This is a genomic window from Pseudomonas sp. LBUM1661 (assembly GCF_059695925.1).
On sequence record NZ_CP166794.1, the window covers coordinates 6,618,391 to 6,637,174 of the forward strand.

The 18,784-nt window shown below is 60.6% G+C and carries 16 protein-coding genes; 5 read left to right on the forward strand and 11 right to left on the reverse strand.

The genetic code is table 11. From position 1 onward, the window contains the following. Positions 1-87 precede the first annotated feature (87 nt). Together ACA057_RS30495 and ACA057_RS30500 are read right to left on the reverse strand one after the other, a co-directional pair. A complete protein-coding gene (locus ACA057_RS30495) occupies positions 88-2,064 on the reverse strand; it encodes a methyl-accepting chemotaxis protein (protein ID WP_497344713.1) in 1,977 nt (658 codons plus the stop codon). A 186-nt stretch (positions 2,065-2,250) separates the two neighbouring features. Further along, positions 2,251-3,171, reverse strand: a complete 921-nt coding sequence (locus ACA057_RS30500) for a LysR substrate-binding domain-containing protein (protein WP_497344715.1) — start codon at positions 3,169-3,171, stop codon at positions 2,251-2,253. A 177-nt stretch (positions 3,172-3,348) separates the two neighbouring features. Between ACA057_RS30500 and ACA057_RS30505 the strand changes: the two genes are divergently transcribed. Beyond that, entirely contained in the window at positions 3,349-4,743 is a 1,395-nt protein-coding gene (locus ACA057_RS30505) for a NorM family multidrug efflux MATE transporter (protein WP_497344717.1), read from the forward strand. A 115-nt stretch (positions 4,744-4,858) separates the two neighbouring features. On the opposite strand, the gene ACA057_RS30510 is transcribed toward ACA057_RS30505, so the two are convergent. Beyond that, complete coding sequence (locus ACA057_RS30510; protein WP_497344719.1) at positions 4,859-6,532, reverse strand: putative bifunctional diguanylate cyclase/phosphodiesterase; 1,674 nt, start codon at positions 6,530-6,532, stop codon at positions 4,859-4,861. A gap of 267 nt (positions 6,533-6,799) precedes the next feature. Here ACA057_RS30510 and rep point away from each other — a divergent pair, with 267 nt between their 5' ends. Beyond that, positions 6,800-8,809, forward strand: a complete 2,010-nt coding sequence (rep, locus tag ACA057_RS30515; RefSeq protein ID WP_059403900.1) for a DNA helicase Rep — start codon at positions 6,800-6,802, stop codon at positions 8,807-8,809. 56 nt (positions 8,810-8,865) lie between these two features. Continuing rightward, positions 8,866-9,438 (forward strand): xanthine phosphoribosyltransferase, encoded by a 573-nt coding sequence (locus tag ACA057_RS30520; protein WP_007934646.1) that lies wholly within the window; start codon positions 8,866-8,868, stop codon positions 9,436-9,438. A 132-nt stretch (positions 9,439-9,570) separates the two neighbouring features. Here the strand turns inward: ACA057_RS30520 and ACA057_RS30525 are convergent, their stop codons facing one another. The 6 genes from ACA057_RS30525 to dadA form a co-directional block, all read right to left on the reverse strand. Next, positions 9,571-11,493 (reverse strand): acetyl-CoA hydrolase/transferase C-terminal domain-containing protein, encoded by a 1,923-nt coding sequence (locus tag ACA057_RS30525; RefSeq protein WP_497344722.1) that lies wholly within the window; start codon positions 11,491-11,493, stop codon positions 9,571-9,573. A 170-nt stretch (positions 11,494-11,663) separates the two neighbouring features. Continuing rightward, the gene (locus tag ACA057_RS30530; RefSeq protein WP_497344724.1) at positions 11,664-12,077 is read right to left on the reverse strand and encodes a c-type cytochrome; all 414 of its coding nucleotides are present in this window, start codon (positions 12,075-12,077) and stop codon (positions 11,664-11,666) included. A 181-nt stretch (positions 12,078-12,258) separates the two neighbouring features. Next, positions 12,259-12,807, reverse strand: coding sequence for a cupin domain-containing protein (locus ACA057_RS30535; RefSeq protein WP_008150195.1), 549 nt, complete (start codon positions 12,805-12,807; stop codon positions 12,259-12,261). Positions 12,808-12,932: 125 nt separating this feature from the next. Next, entirely contained in the window at positions 12,933-14,006 is a 1,074-nt protein-coding gene (gene alr, locus ACA057_RS30540) for an alanine racemase (RefSeq protein WP_497344726.1), read from the reverse strand. A gap of 96 nt (positions 14,007-14,102) precedes the next feature. After that, complete coding sequence (locus ACA057_RS30545; protein WP_059403897.1) at positions 14,103-14,456, reverse strand: RidA family protein; 354 nt, start codon at positions 14,454-14,456, stop codon at positions 14,103-14,105. Continuing rightward, positions 14,428-15,732, reverse strand: a complete 1,305-nt coding sequence (gene dadA / locus ACA057_RS30550) for a D-amino acid dehydrogenase (protein ID WP_401355878.1) — start codon at positions 15,730-15,732, stop codon at positions 14,428-14,430. The genes ACA057_RS30545 and dadA overlap by 29 nt, the downstream gene beginning before the upstream one ends. Positions 15,733-15,889: 157 nt before the next feature. On the opposite strand from dadA, the gene ACA057_RS30555 reads away from it, so the two are divergent. Further along, positions 15,890-16,378, forward strand: a complete 489-nt coding sequence (locus ACA057_RS30555; protein ID WP_003176896.1) for an Lrp/AsnC ligand binding domain-containing protein — start codon at positions 15,890-15,892, stop codon at positions 16,376-16,378. 140 nt (positions 16,379-16,518) lie between these two features. On the opposite strand, the gene ACA057_RS30560 is transcribed toward ACA057_RS30555, so the two are convergent. Then, positions 16,519-16,872, reverse strand: coding sequence for a YkgJ family cysteine cluster protein (locus tag ACA057_RS30560; RefSeq protein WP_007947437.1), 354 nt, complete (start codon positions 16,870-16,872; stop codon positions 16,519-16,521). Positions 16,873-17,020: 148 nt separating this feature from the next. Here ACA057_RS30560 and ACA057_RS30565 point away from each other — a divergent pair, with 148 nt between their 5' ends. Then, positions 17,021-18,313 carry an NAD(P)/FAD-dependent oxidoreductase gene (locus tag ACA057_RS30565; protein ID WP_497344729.1) on the forward strand — a complete coding sequence of 431 codons (1,293 nt, stop codon included), beginning with the start codon at positions 17,021-17,023 and terminating at the stop codon, positions 18,311-18,313. Positions 18,314-18,436: 123 nt separating this feature from the next. Here the strand turns inward: ACA057_RS30565 and ACA057_RS30570 are convergent, their stop codons facing one another. Next, positions 18,437-18,682, reverse strand: coding sequence for a DUF1127 domain-containing protein (locus ACA057_RS30570; protein ID WP_497344731.1), 246 nt, complete (start codon positions 18,680-18,682; stop codon positions 18,437-18,439). Positions 18,683-18,784: the final 102 nt, after the last annotated feature.

An 18,784-nucleotide genomic window follows, 5' to 3' on the forward strand; every position in this document is an offset into this window, starting at 1 on the left:
TTAGATCAGCAGCGAGCACAGAATTTGTGTCCGCCGAAAATCAACTGTGGGAGCGAGCCTGCTCGCAATAGCTATTTCAGCCGTACATCAACGAAACCGGTCAACCTCATGCCGCAAGTCCGCCGCCAGCTTCTCCAGCTCTTTAGCGGTGATGGCCAGATTGGAAACAACCTCCCGCTGCTCGCTGTTCGCCAAAGCAATGCTTTGCAGGTTGCTGCTGAGCAGCGTCGCAGTGCTGCTCTGTTCCTGGGTCGCCGTAGTGATCGCGGCAAATTGCTGGCCGGCCGAGCGGCTCTGCTCATCAATCCGCGCCAGCGCCGTGGCAACGTTGGCGTTGCGCGACAGGCCTTCCTGCATCAGCACATTGCCCTGTTCCATGGTACTGATGGCGTTGCCGGTTTCCTGCTGGATGCTCTGGATCATTCCGGAAATTTCGTCCGTCGCCTGGCGAGTGCGTGACGCAAGGTTGCGAACCTCATCGGCAACCACCGCGAACCCACGCCCCTGCTCGCCGGCGCGCGCAGCTTCGATGGCGGCGTTGAGCGCCAGCAAATTGGTCTGCTCGGCGATCGAAGTAATCACCCCGACGATGCCGCCGATTTCCTGCGAGCGCTGCCCCAAGGTGTTGATCACCGTGGCGGTGCTGTTCAGCGCGCCGGCAATTTGTTCCAGGGACGAGGACGCTTCGTCCATTGACGTACGACCGATCTGGGTTTGCTGTGCGTTTTCCTGCGCCAGACGCTGGGTGCTGCCCATGTTGTCGGCAATGTTCAACGAGGTGGCGCTGAATTCTTCCACGGCACCGGCCATGCTGGTGATCTCGCCCGACTGCTGCTCCATCCCTTCATAGGCGCCACCGGACAGACCGGACAACGCCTGGGCTCGGCTGTTGACCTCTTGCGAGGCCTTGCGAATGTGCTCGACCATGGTCGACAAGGCTTGGCTCATCTGATTGAAGGCGCGGGCCAGTTGACCGATCTCGTCGTTGCTGGACACATTCAACCGCACGCTCAAATCACCGGCGCCCAACGCTTCGGCCTGACGCACCAGATCACCCAGCGGCGCAAGTTTGCTGCGCAGCAGCCAGACCGCCGCACCCACAGCGATCAACATCGCCAGCAGACTGCCGATCGCCAACTGGATGCCGACGCTCCAGGTCACGGCACTGATTTCAGTTTTCGGCATGCTCGCCACCACCGACCACGGCCCGCCTTCAAAGGGCACAGCAATGCTGTAGAACGCTTCGGACGTGTCGCTCCAGAACTCACCTTTGCCCGGCGTCTGCGCCAGGCTATTGATCGCCGGGACTGCCCGATCCAGTGCTTGCACGCCGGCGATCGGCACCAACCATTTGTTCTGCTCATCAAGCAGCGCCAGAGAACCGGTCTGGCCGATGCGGAAGCGTTTAAGGTTGGCGAACTGCGCGTTCTGCGCGTCGGTGTAATCGAATCCTACGAACAGCACGGCAATGACCTTACCGCCACTGTCGCGTACGGGCGTGTACTGAGTCATGTAGGACCGTTCGAAGAGCAACGCGCGTCCGACGTAGCTCTGCCCCGCCATCAGTCGTGCATAGGCCGGATTGGCGTGATCGAGCAACGTGCCAATGGCCCGGCTGCCGTCCTGTTTGCTCAGCGAAGTGCTGACCCGAACAAAGTCTTCGCCACTGCGCACGAACACCGTGGCGACACCCGCCGTCATTTGCTTGAACTCGTCGACTTCCTTGAAGTTGTTGTTCAACACTTCGCTGCCCAGGTGCAGACCCGGCGTCTGGGCGCCAGCCACGACCACCGGTTCGTCCGGATGCACGCTCAGCCCCGCGCTAAAGCGTTTCTCGAACAGGCCGGCCAGGCGTTGGGTGCTTTCACGCAGCGTGCCGTGAAAGGTGCTCAACTGATCGGCCAGCAAGCGGGCCTCGCTGGCCAAGTGCTCCTCGCGGGTAGCGAGGTTGGCCGTGTCCAGCGAGCGCAGGGCGAACACGGTACTGCCGCTGATGACAATCGCCAGTATCACGGCGAGCGCAAGACCAAGCTGTGAGGCGATCCGGGCACGAGGTTGAGACATGACAGCTCCTGGCCCAGTGACCGGATCATTCCTGATCACGAGGCGCACTCGGCATAATTTCTAATAATGGGAATTACGTCGAACCTGCACGAAGGTTCTACATGCAGATTTTCGGCGGCAAACCGGGATACTTGAGTCGTTTGCCGGGATATAGCTTAAAGCCATCACTGCGACGGCTCTATCGATTCAGCTCAAGCGTTCGACGTTTGGCAATTCCATGGCCCGGACTTCGCCCTGCAGGAAGTCGCTGAGCCGACGCATGCGCTCGCCACCGGGGCGGGTTTTCGGCCAGACCAGGTAATACTTCTCGCCGCTGGCGACGGCCGTCGGCCACGGCAGACTCAAACGGCCCTGGGCCACGTCCTCCGCCACCATCAGCAGATCGCCCATGGACACGCCGTACCCTCGGGCGGCGGCGATCATGCCCAGTTCCAGCGTGTCGAACACCTGCCCGCCCTTGAGCGACACCTGATCGGCCAGCCCCATCCGCTCCAGCCAATTGCGCCAGTCGCGACGGTCCGGTGCCGGGTGCAGCAGTTCAGTGCTGGCCAGGCGTGCAACGTCCCAGGGTTGGTCGTCCAGCAAATTGGGAGCGCCCACCGGGATCAGCTCTTCCGGGAACAACAACGTCGCCTCCCAGTCCAGTGGGAAATTTCCGTGGCTGAGAATGACGGCACAGTCGAAGGGTTCGTGGTTGAAGTCCACGGTATCGATGTCCATCCAGGCGCTGGTCAGCTGCACCTCGTTGCCCGGCTGCAGATGGCGGAAGCGACTGAGCCGCGCCAGCAGCCAGCGCATGGTCAGGGTGGACGGTGCCTTCATGCGCAGGATGTCATCTTCGGCGCGCAGGGTATTGCAGGCCCGCTCCAGTGCCGTGAAGCCTTCACGAATGCCGGGCAGGATCAGCCGCGCCGACTCGGTCAATTGCAGATTGCGCCCACTGCGATGAAACAGCCGACAGGCGAAATGCTCTTCCAGCGTACGAATGTGCCGGCTGACCGCACTTTGCGTGATCGACAACTCTTCGGCAGCGCGAGTAAACGAGCTATGCCGCGCCGCCGCTTCGAATGCGCGCAGGGCATACAAGGGAGGAAGACGACGAGACATTCGGAAAGCTCCTATAGCGGGATTCCGCCAACTTATCAGAAACTCCCCTAGATGAGTTTTAATCATGCCACCCATCCTTTTTATCCCTTTGTGCAAACCCTCCAGAGCGCCGAGAATCGACCCTTCCAGATCTCTTTGGGTTTTCCTTTTTCTCTTAAATTGCCGAGCGTGATGATCATGAAGCATCCAGCGCGTATTGAACTCTGGGCCATCCTGCGGCTGGCGGGGCCGTTGATCGCCTCGCAGTTGGCGCACATGCTGATGGTCCTCACCGACACCCTGATGATGGCGCGCCTGAGTCCCGAGGCGCTGGCCGGCGGTGGGCTCGGCGCGGCGTCCTACTCGTTCGTGTCGATTTTCTGCATCGGCGTGATCGCGGCGGTCGGCACCCTGGTGGCGATCCGTCAGGGCGCCGGCGACATCGTCGGTGCCGCGAGGCTGACCCAGGCCGGATTGTGGCTGGCGTGGTTGATGGCGCTGGTGGCCGGGCTGCTGCTGTGGAACCTCAAACCGGTGTTGCTGCTGTTCGGGCAGACCGAAACCAACGTCCAGGCGGCCGGGCAGTTCCTGCTGATCCTGCCGTTCGCCCTACCCGGCTACCTGAGCTTCATGGCCCTGCGCGGTTTCACCAGCGCCATTGGCCGGGCGACGCCAGTGATGGTGATCAGCCTGGGCGGCACCGTCGCCAACTTCCTGCTCAACTATGCGCTGATTACTGGCATGTTCGGCCTGCCGAAAATGGGTCTGGTGGGCATTGGCCTGGTGACCGCGATTGTTGCCAACCTGATGGCCGTGGCGTTGGCGCTGCACATTCGTCGGCATCCGGCCTACGACGCGTATCCATTGCGCCAGGGTCTGTCGCGGCCCAACCGTCAGTACTTGAAAGAACTGTGGCGCCTGGGCCTGCCCATCGGTGGCACCTACGCGGTGGAAGTCGGGTTGTTTGCCTTCGCCGCGCTGTGCATGGGCACCATGGGCAGCACGCAACTGGGTGCCCACCAGATTGCCCTGCAAATCGTCTCGGTGGCGTTCATGGTCCCGGCAGGCATTTCCTACGCGATCACCATGCGCATCGGCCAGCACTATGGCGCCGGGCAATTGCTCGATGCGCGGCTGGCCGGCCGGGTCGGCATCGCTTTCGGCGCGGCGGCGATGCTCGGTTTTGCGATGGTCTTCTGGCTGCTACCGAACCAGTTGATCGGTTTGTTCCTCGACCATAACGACCCGGCGTTTCGCGACGTCATCAACCTCGCGGTGAGCCTGTTGGCGGTGGCGGCGTGGTTCGAGCTGTTCGACGGCACGCAAACCATCGCCATGGGCTGCATTCGCGGGCTCAAGGACGCCAAGACCACCTTCCTCGTGGGCCTGGGTTGCTATTGGCTGATTGGCGCGCCGGCCGCTTGGTGGATGGCCTTCCATTTGCACTGGGGACCGACGGGCGTCTGGTGGGGGTTGGCGCTGGGGCTGGCGTGCGCGGCGGTGAGCCTGACGTTGGCGTTTGAGTGGAAGATGAAGCGGATGATCAGACGCGAACCGGCACAACAAAGTTTCGAGGCCATTCAGACCGAATGAGCCCCCTGTAGGAGCGAGGCTTGCCCGCGAAGGCGTCGTGTCAGTTAACAACAATGTCGACTGATACGACGCCTTCGCGGGCAAGCCTCGCTCCTACAGGTTTTGTCCAGATGGGTTAAACCACGACTTCCAGTGGCGGCTGCTGGCTGCTGTCGAAGGTCAGGTACTCAATCAACCCCGCCAACGGCAACGGCTTGCTGATCAGATACCCCTGCACCTGATCGCAACCGAACCCGCGCAACAACTCCAATTGCTCCGCCGTTTCCACACCTTCGGCGACCACTTCAAGGTTGAGGTTGTGGGCCAGATTGATCATCGCGTGCACCAGTTTGCGATTTTCCTCGCGCTCCTCCATGCCGCCGACAAAACTCTTGTCGACCTTCAGCAAGGCAATCGGCAGGCTGTTGAGGTGCACGAACGAGGAGAACCCGGTGCCGAAATCGTCGAGGGAGAAGCGCACACCCAGGCGCCCGAGGGCGTCCATGGTTTGCTTCACCAGATCGCTGCGGCGCATGACCGCGGTTTCGGTCAATTCGAATTCCAGCCATTGCGCCTCGACACCGCGCTCGGCAATCAGCCGGCTCAGGGTCGACAGCAGTTGGCTGTCCTGGAACTGCCGGAACGACAGGTTGATCGCCATGTGCAGCGCCGGCAAACCCTGTTCGCGCAGCGCCTGCATGTCGCGCAAGGCTCGCGAGATGACCCAGTAACCCAGTGGCACAATCAAACCGCTTTGCTCGGCCAACGGCACGAATTCGCTCGGCGGCAGCAACCCGCGCTCGGCATGACGCCAGCGTACAAGGGCTTCGAGGCCGACGATCTGCCCGTCCTCAAGGTTCAGGCGTGGCTGGTAATGCAATTCCAGCTCATCGCGACGCAACGCCCGGCGCAGCTCACTTTCGAGGTCGGCCATGCTGCGGGCATTGCGGTTGATGCGTTCGTTGAAGATGTGAAAGGTGCAGCCCTGGGTGCTCTTGGCCTGCTGCATGGCGATGTGGGCGTGCCACATCAGCGGGTCGGCACCGGCTTGAGCGCGGGCGTGGGCGATACCGAGGCTGGAACCGATCAACAGGCTTTCGCCGTCGACCCAATAAGGTTCTGCCAACGCTTCGGTGATGCGTTCGGCCATCCACTCGGCGCGCTGCGGGGCGCGGCGGGTGTCGATCAGCAAGGCGAATTCATCGCTGCCCAGGCGCGCCAGTTGATCGCCGGCCTCAAGCTGGCTTTTCAGCCGCGCGACCACTTGCAGGATCAGGCGGTCGCCGGCCTGATGACCGAGGGCATCGTTGGCGTGACGGAAGTTGTCGAGGTCGAGGTGACCGAGGGCCAAACCGCGACCGTCGTTTTCCACCAGGCGCGCTGCCAGCAAGGTCTGGAAACCCTGGCGGTTGGCGATGCCGGTCAGTGGGTCTTGCTCGGCCAGTCGTTGCAGGGTGTTTTCCAGCAAGCCGCGCTCGCGCACATGGCGCAGGCAACGGCGCAACATGCCGGGGTCGAGCAGGTCGCGCACCAGCCAGTCGCTGACACCGTCGGGTGGTGTCAGCGGCTCATGCTCCAGCAGCAACACAGTCGGCAGGCTGCATTGGCCAGGCAAAGGCTGGAGCGCCGGGATCGTCAACAACACCGCGCTGCGGTTGTCATCGAACAGACTGCTGACCGACTCCCAGCTCGGCGCGCTGATCAGCACGGCCGAGCTCCCCATCGGAGCCAGACACTCGCGCAACAACGCTGCCCACGCCGGCTCTTCGGCCAGTAGCAGCAAACGCAAGGGTTCGACAGGCGTAGACAAGCTAGCTCCCTAGACTCTGCAAAGATGTAGGCGGCGGGCATTATGCCGCGCCGCTAACCAATGACCAAATGACATCAATTATCAAATGTGGCGTTGTGCATCAGGAATGACCAACACTAAACGCAAATCCATGGCGCATCCTGCGTGAAAGTAACAAAACCGGCAATTAGAGATCGCGTGCTGCGTCACAAGTCGGAGAGAGCAGCACAATTCGCTGAGCCTGTTAAAATGCCGGCCCATTTCGCAAACGACTTCCGACAATCCCGTATGTCCCGACTCAATCCCCGGCAGCAAGAAGCCGTGAGCTACGTCGGCGGCCCTCTTTTGGTGCTCGCCGGCGCAGGCTCCGGCAAGACCAGCGTGATCACCCGCAAAATTGCGCACCTGATCCAGAATTGTGGCATCCGCGCCCAGTACATCGTCGCCATGACCTTTACCAACAAGGCCGCGCGCGAGATGAAGGAACGGGTCGGCACCCTGCTCAAGGGCGGCGAAGGCCGCGGCCTGACAGTCTGCACCTTCCACAATCTGGGCCTGAACATCATCCGCAAGGAACACGTGCGGCTGGGCTACAAGCCGGGTTTCTCGATCTTCGACGAGACCGATGTTAAAGCGCTGATGACCGACATCATGCAGAAGGAATACGCGGGCGACGACGGCGTCGACGAGATCAAGAACATGATCGGCTCGTGGAAAAACGACCTGATCCTGCCGGCGGAAGCCCTGGAAAACGCGCGCAATCCCAAGGAACAGACCGCCGCCATCGTCTACACCCACTATCAGCGCACGCTCAAGGCGTTCAACGCGGTGGACTTCGACGACCTGATCCTGCTGCCGGTGAAGCTGTTCCAGGAACACGCCGACATCCTCGAAAAGTGGCAGAACAAAGTCCGTTACCTGCTGGTGGACGAATACCAGGACACCAACGCCAGCCAGTATTTGCTGGTGAAACTGCTGATCGGCACGCGCAACCAGTTCACCGTGGTGGGCGATGACGACCAGTCGATCTACGCCTGGCGCGGCGCCCGCCCGGAAAACCTGATGCTGCTCAAGGACGATTACCCGTCCCTGAAAGTCGTCATGCTGGAGCAGAACTACCGCTCCACCAGCCGCATCCTGCGTTGCGCCAACGTGCTGATCTCGAACAACCCGCACGAATTCGAAAAACAGCTGTGGAGCGAGATGGGCCATGGCGACGAGATCCGCGTGATCCGTTGCCGTAACGAAGACGCCGAAGCCGAGCGCGTGGCCGTGGAACTGCTGACCCTGCACTTGCGCACGGATCGGCCGTACAGTGACTTTGCGATCCTGTATCGCGGTAACTACCAGGCCAAACTGATCGAGCTGAAGTTGCAGCATCATCAGATTCCTTACCGACTGTCCGGCGGCAACAGCTTTTTCGGACGCCAGGAAGTGAAAGACCTGATGGCCTACTTCCGCCTGATCGTGAACCCGGATGACGACAACGCCTTCCTGCGGGTGATCAACGTCCCACGCCGGGAGATCGGTTCGACCACGCTGGAAAAGCTTGGCAACTACGCCACCGAGCGAAAAATCTCGATGTACGCCGCCACCGACGAAATCGGCCTGGGTGAACATCTGGATGCGCGCTTCACCGATCGCCTGTCACGCTTCAAGCGCTTCATGGACCGGGTCCGCGAACAATGCGCCGGCGAAGACCCGATCTCAGCCCTGCGCAGCATGGTCATGGACATCGACTACGAGAACTGGCTGCGCACCAACAGCTCCAGCGACAAGGCCGCCGACTACCGCATGGGTAACGTCTGGTTTCTGATCGAGGCGTTGAAAAACACGCTGGAGAAGGACGAAGAAGGCGAGATGACCGTCGAAGACGCCATCGGCAAACTCGTCCTGCGCGACATGCTGGAACGTCAGCAGGAAGAGGAGGACGGCGCCGAAGGTGTGCAGATGATGACCTTGCACGCCTCCAAGGGCCTGGAATTTCCCTACGTGTTCATCATGGGCATGGAAGAGGAAATCCTCCCGCACCGCTCCAGCATCGAAGCCGACACCATCGAAGAAGAACGCCGTTTGGCCTACGTGGGCATTACCCGCGCGCGTCAGACGCTGGCCTTCACCTTCGCCGCCAAGCGTAAGCAATACGGCGAGATCATCGATTGCGCACCGAGCCGCTTCCTCGATGAACTGCCGCCGGACGACCTGGCATGGGAAGGCACCGACGACACACCCGTTGAAGTCAAAGCCGTTCGCGGCAATACCGCATTGGCGGACATACGCGCGATGTTAAAGCGCTAAAATCGACTACTTTTTAACCAGCCCTGGACGCACAGGCGTCATTAGAGGAACGCTTCATGGAAGCATTGCACAAGAAAATCCGCGAAGAAGGCATCGTGCTTTCCGACCAGGTCCTGAAAGTCGACGCCTTTCTGAACCACCAGATCGACCCCGCCCTTATGAAGCTGATCGGCGACGAATTCGCCACGCTGTTCAAGGATTCGGGCATCACCAAGATCGTCACCATCGAAGCCTCGGGCATCGCTCCGGCGATCATGACCGGCCTGAACCTGGGCGTGCCGGTGATTTTTGCGCGCAAGCATCAGTCTCTGACTCTGACCGAAAACCTGCTGTCGGCGACCGTTTACTCGTTCACCAAGCAGACCGAAAGCACCGTGGCCATCTCCCCGCGCCACCTGACCAGCAGCGACCGCGTGCTGATCATCGATGACTTTTTGGCCAACGGTAAGGCATCGCAGGCGCTGATTTCGATCATCAAACAGGCCGGCGCGACGGTGGCGGGTTTGGGGATCGTGATCGAGAAGTCATTCCAGGGTGGCCGTGCGGAACTGGATGCGCAGGGTTATCGGGTTGAATCGCTGGCTCGGGTGCAGTCGCTTAAGGATGGCGTTGTAACCTTCATCGAATAACCCAGCCACACCCCAAAACCAACGGTGGGAGCTAGCCTGCTGGCGATGGCATCGTGTCAGTCACGAAGACGTTGACTGACACGATGCCATCGCCAGCAGGCTGGCTCCCACCGTTGGTTTTGGGGCGGGCAGTTATTGTGCGGTGGCCTGCAGGCCTGTGAGCAGCAACCGCTGAAACAAATCCTCTTTCAGCCCTTCCGGGTTGGTCAGTTGCATACGCTCCAGATGTTCGGGAAACGCTGCAGGCTCTGGCGCATCTAGTGCAGCCTTGCCCAACTCGAGAATCTCGGTGAGTTTAAACTTGCTCTTCAACCAGTTCAGCGCTCGCAACAGATCGCGCTCCACCTCGGTGAAATCACAGCCCAGCGGATATTCCGGGAACAGGTTCGGATGCTGCGCCTGAATGGCTTGTAGACGCTGCGGGTTGTTGTCGGCAAAGCGTGGATCGATGCGGAAGCTTTTCGGCAATTTGCCAACGTTCTGCGCCTGCTCGATCAGCCCTGGCTGGAAGCGTGAATCGCTGATGTTCAGCAACGCCTCGATCACCGCCGCATCGGTCTTGCCGCGCAGGTCGGCGATGCCGTACTCGGTGACCACGATGTCGCGCAGGTGCCGTGGGATCGTGCAATGGCCGTACTCCCAGACGATGTTCGAACTGACTTCACCGCCCGCCTCGCGCCAGCTCCGGAGCAGCAGCACCGAACGCGCGCCTTGCAGCGCGTGCCCCTGAACCACGAAGTTGTACTGCCCACCGACGCCGCTGAGCACGCGCCCGTCTTCCAGCTGATCAGCCACGCCGGCGCCGAGCAGGGTCACGGTGAACGCGGTGTTGATGAAGCGTGCATCGAGACGCTGCAAGCGTTTGAGTTCTTCCTGACCGTAGAGCTCGTTGATGTAGCTGATGCGGGTCATGTTGAATTCAAGCAGTTTGTTCTGCGGCAACTCGCGCAAACGCTCATAGAAACTGCGCGGCCCGAGGAAGAAACCACCATGCACCGAGATGCCGTCAGTCTGCGCGGCTTCATCGAGGGTGCCGGCATTCGCCTGTTGCTGGGTCGGCACGTCCGGGTAGACCTTGCGCCGCACGATCCCGGCATCGGCCAGCACCAGCAAGCCGTTGACGAACATTTCGCTGCAACCGTAGAGGCCTTTGGCGAACGGCTCGAGACCACCTTCGCGCTCAATCAATTGCGCCCACTGGCTGAGGTTCACGTCTGCCAGCAAGGCCTTGTATCCGCCATTATCAGCCTGCCGCGCCAGCAACGCAGCGGTCAGGGCATCGCCCATGGCGCCGATGCCGATCTGCAAGGTGCCACCGTCGCGCACCAGCGTGCTGGCGTGCAGGCCGATGAAGTGATCCTGGAAACCCACCGGCATGTTCGGCGTGGAGAACAGCGTGGTGTTGTCCTTCTCGTCGATCAGCAGGTCGAAGGTATCCATGCCGACTTCCGCGTCGCCCGGCATGTAGGGCAAATCGTTGTGCACCTGGCCCACCAGCAGGATTGTCTCCCCCGCCGCGCGGCGTTTGGCGATCATCGGCAACAGGTCGAGGGTGATGTCCGGGTTGCAGCTCAGGCTCAGGCGATCGGGATGTTCACCGTGGCTGGCCACCAACTGCGCGAGCAGGTTCAAACCAGCGGTATTGATGTCGCGGGCGGCGTGGCTGTAGTTGCTGCTGATGTAGTCCTGCTGGGCCTGTGTGCTGTGGAGCAAGCTGCCGGGCGCCATGAAGAATTGCTGGATATGGATGTTCGACGGCACGCTGTCGCGATGCAGGTCGGCGAGGAAATCCAATTCTGGATAATCACCGAACACCCGCTCGACGAAGGGTTCGAGGAAGCGCTTTTGCAAACCGTCGCCCAAGGACGGGCGGCCGAGGCACAGGGCGGTGTAGATCGTCAGTTGCCGCTCGGGCAGTTGCGCGACCCGTTGATACAGCGCGCTGACGAACGGGTTGGGTTTGCCCAGGCCCAGTGGCAGACCCATGTGGATATGCGCTGGCAACCGTGCCAAAACGTCATCGACCGCTTGCTCGATAGAACACAGCTGCACCATCTGATCCTCCCTTACATTCCGTGAATTGGGGTTGGACCGAGCTTGCCGGGTCTTTGCTGCAAAGAACAGCCTCAAAAAACCAAACACTCGCTCCTACAGGGATCGGGGTTCAGTGGATCCGCGGGCACAAAAAAGCCGCTCGTAAGCGGCTTTTTGCTAAAGAGGCAGGCTTATTTCAGGCCGGACATCTTCTCGATCGCAGCTTTGAGCTCTTCGTCTTTGCAATCGGCGCAGGTGCCTTTTGGCGGCATCGAGTTGATACCCGAGATCGCCTTCGCGAGCAGGCCGTCAACGCCACCTTCTTTCTTCGAGCGTTCGCCCCAAGCGGCGGCATCACCGACTTTCGGCGCGCCCAACAGGCCGGTGCCGTGGCAAGCGTTGCAATGTTTAGCAATCACTTCGTCCGGGGTCTTGGCCCCACCGCCGCCTGCCGAAGCAGCGACTTCCATACCCTTGCACTCTTGACCCTGAACACAGACCTGGCCGACTGGCTCAAGGCGTTTAGCGATATCGTCGTTGGTTGCTGCTTGTGCGCTCACTGCCCAAAGGGCCAATACGGTTGCTGGTGCAGCCAGCATTTTCATAATTAGGTTCACGCGTTCACCCTCAATGGTGGCTAGTCACGCCTACGGCCACGGTTCGCAGGCGGGCGCAAGTATAGCGGTAAGCCCGCCACTCTGAAACAACCCCAAAGTCGAAGGGGTCTTATCAACGGCGGAAAAACTGCCTGGGCGCCTGCGCAATGCTGGCGGGGCGCCTCTTCTCTTAGAAGTTCGCGGGTGTGGCTGCGCTGATTAGTCGCGCCGGCGCATCGAACGGATTACGGAAGCGATGCGGCTTGGTACTTTCAAAGTAGTAGCTGTCGCCGGCTTCGAGCACAAAAGTTTCAAGCCCGACCACCAACTCCAGTCGCCCTTCCAGCAGAATCCCGGTTTCCTCACCCTCGTGGGTGAGCATCTCGTCACCGGTATCGGCGCCCGGCGGATAGATTTCATTGAGGAACGCGATGGCCCGGCTCGGATGAGCCCGACCGACCAGTTTCATGGTCACTGCACCATCGGAAATATCGATCAGCTCGTTGGCTTTGTAGACGATCTGAGTCGGTTTTTCCTGCAGGATTTCTTCGGAAAAGAACTCGACCATGGACATGGGAATCCCGCCCAGAACCTTGCGCAGCGAACTGATCGAGGGGCTGACGCTGTTCTTCTCGATCATCGAAATGGTGCTGTTGGTGACGCCCGCGCGTTTGGCGAGTTCACGCTGCGAAAGACCTTTGAGCTTTCGGATGGATTGCAGTCGTTCACCGACGTCCAAGCTTGCGCCTCCAGGATTCAGGTTGTAGGAATATTGAGCGTTATCATGGCGACAGCGTTCAGTATTTACAACACTTTGGCCTGAATCCTGTTCGGCGAGGCGACTTCCGGTTCGCGTGCTTCGGGCTAAGCCCCGGAATAGAGCAGCGGCACCCGGCGCAGGTTGCAGAAGATCTGGTAAGGAATCGTGTCGGCAGCCTCCGCCACGGTGCTGGCGAGGACATTCTTGCCCCACAACTCGACGGTCGAACCGAGGCCGGCTTGCGGCACATCGGTCAAATCGATGCAGAGCATGTCCATCGACACTCGGCCGATCAACTGGCTGCGCTGCCCGGCAACCATCACGGGCGTGCCGGTCGGTGCGTGACGCGGGTAGCCATCGGCATACCCCATCGCCACAACACCCACGCGCATCGGTTTCTGAGTGATGAATTTGGCGCCGTAACCGATCGGCTCGCCAGCCGGCAGTTCACGCACGCAAATCACTTTCGATTCCAGAGTCATTACCGGTTGCAGGCGGGACGCCACGCTATTGGCTTCTTCGAAGGGCGTCGCGCCGTAGAGCATGATCCCGGGGCGAACCCAATCGCTTGGAATGTGCGGCCAGCCGAGCACGGCTGGCGAGTTGCGCAGACTGATCTCAGCCGACAAACCCTGACGCGCCGCTTCGAACACCGCAACCTGCTCGGTACTCGCTTGACTGTGCAGCTCATCGGCGCGGGCGAAGTGGCTCATCAGCACGATCTTCGCGACCTTGCCGCTGGCCAGCAGGCGTTGATAGCCCGCCTGGTAATCTTTGGGGTGCAGGCCGACCCGGTGCATGCCCGAGTCGAGCTTGAGCCAGACCGTGATCGGCTTACTCAGTGCGGCTTTCTCGATGGCTTCGAGCTGCCACAGCGAATGCACCACGCACCAGAAATCATGCTCGACGATCAGCGCCAGCTCGTCGGCCTCGAAAAAACCTTCCAGTAACAACACCGGCGCACGAATGCCGGCGGCGCGCAGCTCCAGGGCTTCTTCGATGCACGCCACGGCAAACCCGTCCGCTTCGGCTTCCAACGCCTGGGCGCAACGCACGGCGCCATGGCCATAGGCATCGGCCTTGATCACTGCGAGCGCCTTGGCTCCGGTGATTTCACGGGCGATCTGGTAGTTGTGACGCAGGGCTTGAAGGTCGATCAGGGCACGGGCAGGACGCATGGCGGCAGACTTCTGGTCGGTCATTGGAAAAAAAACCGGCGCTGGCTGACGGCGTAAACCGCCAGTCGCACCGGAAGAGGGATCTTTCTGACAGGCTTATGGCAGAGCGGCTACAACCGAGAGCTCCACCAGGATTTCCGGTTCGCACAACTTCGATTCAACCGTGGCGCGAGCAGGTGCGACACCTTTAGGCAGCCACTTGTCCCACACCGCGTTCATGCCTTCGAAGTGCGCATCAATGTCTTTCAAGTAAATCGTCACCGACAGCAAACGGCTCTTGTCGGTCCCGGCCAGATCGAGCAAACGCTCGATGTTGGCGAGGGTTTCACGGGTCTGCTGTTCAATCCCGGCGTTCATATCGTCGCCGACCTGCCCTGCCAGATACACGGTGCCGTTGTTAACGACGATCTGGCTCATGCGCTCATTGGTGAGCTGGCGCTGGATTGACATGTTTTGCGGACTCCTGGGTTTTGTTGCCATAACGAGAAATATCGAGGCCTTCGGCGCTGATCTGCGGCGTTTTCTTCGCCATCAGGTCAGCCAGCAAACGACCGGAGCCGCACGCCATGGTCCAGCCCAGCGTGCCGTGACCGGTGTTCAGGAACAGGTTCTTGAACGGCGTGGCACCAACGATCGGTGTGCCGTCCGGCGTGGTCGGACGCAGACCGGTCCAGAAACTGGCCTGGGCCAGATCGCCGCCCTGAGGATAAAGGTCGTTGACGATCATCTCCAGGGTTTCGCGTCGACGCGGGTTCAGCGACAGGTCAAAACCGGCTATCTCAGCCATGCCGCCGACGCGGATGCGGTTGTCGAAACGGGTGATCGCGACCTTGTAGGTCTCGTCGAGAATAGTCGAAGTCGGGGCCATCGCCGGGTTAGTGATCGGCACGGTCAGGGAGTAACCCTTGAGCGGGTACACCGGGGCGCGGATGCCCAGCGGCTTGAGCAGTTGCGGCGAATAGCTGCCGAGCGCCAGCACGTAGCGGTCGGCGGTTTCCAGCTTGCCGTCGATCCACACACCGTTGATGCGATCACCGGCGTAGTCGAGTTGCTGAATGTCCTGGCCGAAGCGGAATTCCACACCCAGCTTCACAGCCATTTCGGCCAGGCGGGTGGTGAAGATCTGGCAGTCGCCGGTCTGGTCGTTCGGCAGGCGCAGGGCACCGGCGAGGATGTCGGTGACGCTGGCCAGGGCCGGCTCAACGCGGGCAATGCCGGCGCGGTCGAGCAGTTCGAACGGCACGCCGGACTCTTTCAGGACCGCGATGTCTTTCGCAGCGCCGTCGAGTTGAGCCTGGGTGCGGAACAACTGTGTAGTACCGAGGCTGCGGCCTTCGTAGGCAATGCCGGTTTCGGCGCGCAATTCGTCGAGGCAGTCACGGCTGTACTCGGACAGACGGACCATGCGTTCCTTGTTCACCGCATAACGGCTGGCGGTGCAGTTGCGCAGCATCTGCGCCATCCACAGGTATTGGTCGATGTCGGCGGTGGCCTTGATCGCCAGCGGTGCGTGACGCTGCAACAGCCACTTGATGGCTTTGAGCGGCACGCCCGGCGCGGCCCACGGCGAGGCATAACCTGGCGACACCTGGCCAGCGTTGGCGAAACTGGTCTCCATGGCAGCGGCCGGCTGACGGTCCACCACCACCACTTCAAACCCGGCACGGGCCAGATAATAAGCACTGGCGGTACCGATGACGCCGCTACCCAAGACCATAACGCGCATTTTCATATCCCTCATCGCGGCTTGCCGCTGACGTTCGTAGTTGTCGAGCATTGATGTGCGCAGTGTAAAAAAGATTAGGCAGTGCTTTTCACTATATAAGTGCCTATATTTGGCGACAATTCTCGGCAAAAACCCTTTTCACGGAGGCGCATCCCCTATGCGTACCAACACTCAGACCAAACGTGAGCTGGACAAGATCGATCGCAACATCCTGCGGATCCTGCAAACGGACGGGCGCATCTCCTTTACCGAGCTGGGGGAAAAGGTCGGACTCTCGACTACGCCCTGTACCGAGCGGGTCCGGCGCCTGGAGCGCGAAGGGATCATCATGGGCTACAACGCCCGGCTCAATCCGCAGCACCTCAAGGGCAGTCTCCTGGTGTTCGTCGAGATCAGCCTCGACTACAAATCCGGCGATACTTTCGAAGAGTTCCGACGCGCGGTGCTGAAACTGCCCCATGTGCTGGAATGCCATTTGGTGTCAGGGGATTTCGACTATCTGGTGAAGGCGCGGATTTCCGAGATGGCCTCGTACCGCAAGCTGCTGGGCGACATCCTGCTCAAGTTGCCGCATGTGCGCGAATCCAAGAGCTACATCGTGATGGAAGAGGTGAAAGAGAGCTTGAATCTGCCGATTCCGGATTGAAATTTTGGGGTGCCAGGTCGGACCCCATCGCTAGCAGGCTAGCTCCCACAGTTGATCTTCAGCAGACACACATTCTGTGCATGACACAGATCCAGTGTGGGAGCTAGCCTGCTAGCGATTACAGGCGACTCGGTCTTCCCTCAGACGAGGACCTGCCGGGTCGACGCCATGTATTCATGAATCTGCTTTTCAACCCTCGGATGTATCAACTCCACCGGCCCGCGCCCATTGGGGCATGGCAAGGTCTTGGTGGTGCCGAACAACCGGCAAATCAGCGGTCGCTCGTCATACACGGTGCAGCCGTTGGGCCCCAGGTGTACGCAGTTGAGCTCATCCATTGCCGCGTCCTGCTCGGCGCGGGTCTTGCGCGGCAGACGGGACATTTCTTCCGGTGAGGTGGTCACCGGCCCACAGCAGTCATGACAGCCAGGCACGCACTCGAACGAGGGAATCTGCTGGCGTAGCGTGCGAATTTTCTGACTGTTGCAGCTCATCGAAGCGGTCACCAAAAGCGGACTAGGCCGGGATTCTGACGCAAAAGCCCCGATCCAGACAGCACCAACCGACCAGTGTTGCCCGCCTGGGAAGGTCCGGCTTATGCTCCGTCAAATTTTCTAAACGCAAAAAATCAGGATTCCGCGCATGAATGCCCGCGCTCAGCACACCGCTTCTTATTACGCCGCCAGCAGCCTGCCGCAGCCGGATCATCCGATGCTTGCCGGCGAACTGGTGGCCGATGTGTGCGTGGTCGGTGGCGGGTTCTCGGGACTGAACACGGCGCTGGAGCTCGCCGAACGCGGCCTCAGCGTGGTACTGCTCGAAGCTCACAAGATCGGCTGGGGCGCCAGCGGCCGCAACGGCGGGCAATTGATTCGTGGCGTCGGTCATGGCCTCGATCAGTTCGCCAACGTGATCGGCGCGGAAGGTGTGCGTCAGATGAAACTCATGGGCCTGGAAGCGGTGGAAATCGTCCGACAGCGGGTCGAGCGTTTTCAGATCCCTTGCGACCTGACCTGGGGCTACTGCGACCTCGCCAACAAACCCCGCGACCTGGAAGGTTTCGCCGAGGACGCCGAAGAACTGCGCAGCCTTGGTTACCGCTACGAAACCCGCCTGCTGCAAGCCCATGAAATGCACTCGGTGGTGGGTTCCGACCGCTACGTCGGCGGCTTGATCGACAGGGGCTCGGGGCATCTGCACCCGCTGAACCTGGCCCTTGGCGAAGCGGCCGCCGCACAGCAACTGGGCGTGAAGCTGTTCGAACAGTCGGCGGTGACCCGTATCGATTACGGCCCCGAGGTCAGGGTTCATACCGCGCAAGGCTCGGTCCGCGCCAAGACGCTGGTCCTGGGTTGCAACGCCTACCTCAATCAACTCAACCCCGAACTCAGCGGCAAAGTACTGCCCGCCGGCAGCTACATCATCGCCACCGAACCCTTGAGTGAAGAACTGGCGCACTCGCTACTGCCACAAAACATGGCGGTCTGCGATCAACGGGTGGCGCTGGACTACTACCGGCTCTCGGCGGATCGGCGCTTGCTGTTCGGCGGCGCTTGTCATTATTCGGGCCGCGACCCGCATGACATTGCGGCTTACATGCGCCCGAAGATGCTGGAGGTTTTCCCGCAACTGACCGGGGTGAAAATCGACTATCAATGGGGCGGGATGATCGGCATCGGTGCCAATCGCCTGCCGCAGATCGGTCGGCTAAAGGACCAGCCGAATGTGTATTACGCCCAGGCGTATTCCGGTCATGGCGTGAATACCACGCACCTGGCGGGGAAGCTGCTGGCTGAAGCGATCAGTGGGCAGCAGAGCGGCGGTTTCGATCTGTTTGCCAAAGTGCCGCACATCACTTTCCCGGGCGGCAAGCATTTGCGCTCGCCGTTGTTGGCGTTGGGGATGTTGTGGCATCGGCTGAAGGAGTTGGTCTGATAGTTTACCTGTGTTCTCACGGGCCCAATCGCGGGCAAGCCCGCTCCCACAGGGATTTGTGAGCGACACATACCTTGTGGGAGCGGGCTTGCCCGCGATTGGGCCGCAAGAACGCTAAAGAACTCAGATCCGCCAGAACGGCTTCAACCCCTCCTCCCGCGCCTGTTCCCTGCTCAACCCGACATCCCTGAGCTGCTCCGGCGTCAGGCTGAGCAACGCCTTGCGCGTGTGCAGGCGATGCCAGAACAGACCCCAGCGACTCAGGCCCGACGGTGCGTTGCGCATGACCGCTTCGCGCGTACCGTTGTTTTGCCCTGCCGCCAGTTCCTGACTGCGTAACGTCAGCCGCACATCGCTCAAGCCGTTCATTTTGATTGCTCCTGTTTACTTGGGTAGCCAGAGCTTTCATGATGCGTGGACGACAAAAAGCGTTACAGATTCAACGCAGCAGTATTAATTCCATACAGATTT

What these genes read in the sequence shown, in the direction of transcription:
- ACA057_RS30495 (WP_497344713.1), bottom strand. Translation starts at nt 2,064, where the DNA reads ATGTCTCAACCTCGTGCCCGGATCGCCTCACAGCTTGGTCTTGCGCTC.
- ACA057_RS30500 (WP_497344715.1), bottom strand. Translation starts at nt 3,171, where the DNA reads ATGTCTCGTCGTCTTCCTCCCTTGTATGCCCTGCGCGCATTCGAAGCG.
- ACA057_RS30505 (WP_497344717.1), top strand. Translation starts at nt 3,349, where the DNA reads ATGAAGCATCCAGCGCGTATTGAACTCTGGGCCATCCTGCGGCTGGCG.
- rep (WP_059403900.1), top strand. Translation starts at nt 6,800, where the DNA reads ATGTCCCGACTCAATCCCCGGCAGCAAGAAGCCGTGAGCTACGTCGGC.
- ACA057_RS30520 (WP_007934646.1), top strand. Translation starts at nt 8,866, where the DNA reads ATGGAAGCATTGCACAAGAAAATCCGCGAAGAAGGCATCGTGCTTTCC.
- ACA057_RS30525 (WP_497344722.1), bottom strand. Translation starts at nt 11,493, where the DNA reads ATGGTGCAGCTGTGTTCTATCGAGCAAGCGGTCGATGACGTTTTGGCA.
- ACA057_RS30530 (WP_497344724.1), bottom strand. Translation starts at nt 12,077, where the DNA reads ATGAAAATGCTGGCTGCACCAGCAACCGTATTGGCCCTTTGGGCAGTG.
- alr (WP_497344726.1), bottom strand. Translation starts at nt 14,006, where the DNA reads ATGCGTCCTGCCCGTGCCCTGATCGACCTTCAAGCCCTGCGTCACAAC.
- ACA057_RS30545 (WP_059403897.1), bottom strand. Translation starts at nt 14,456, where the DNA reads ATGTCAATCCAGCGCCAGCTCACCAATGAGCGCATGAGCCAGATCGTC.
- dadA (WP_401355878.1), bottom strand. Translation starts at nt 15,732, where the DNA reads ATGCGCGTTATGGTCTTGGGTAGCGGCGTCATCGGTACCGCCAGTGCT.
- ACA057_RS30555 (WP_003176896.1), top strand. Translation starts at nt 15,890, where the DNA reads ATGCGTACCAACACTCAGACCAAACGTGAGCTGGACAAGATCGATCGC.
- ACA057_RS30560 (WP_007947437.1), bottom strand. Translation starts at nt 16,872, where the DNA reads ATGAGCTGCAACAGTCAGAAAATTCGCACGCTACGCCAGCAGATTCCC.
- ACA057_RS30565 (WP_497344729.1), top strand. Translation starts at nt 17,021, where the DNA reads ATGAATGCCCGCGCTCAGCACACCGCTTCTTATTACGCCGCCAGCAGC.
- ACA057_RS30570 (WP_497344731.1), bottom strand. Translation starts at nt 18,682, where the DNA reads ATGAACGGCTTGAGCGATGTGCGGCTGACGTTACGCAGTCAGGAACTG.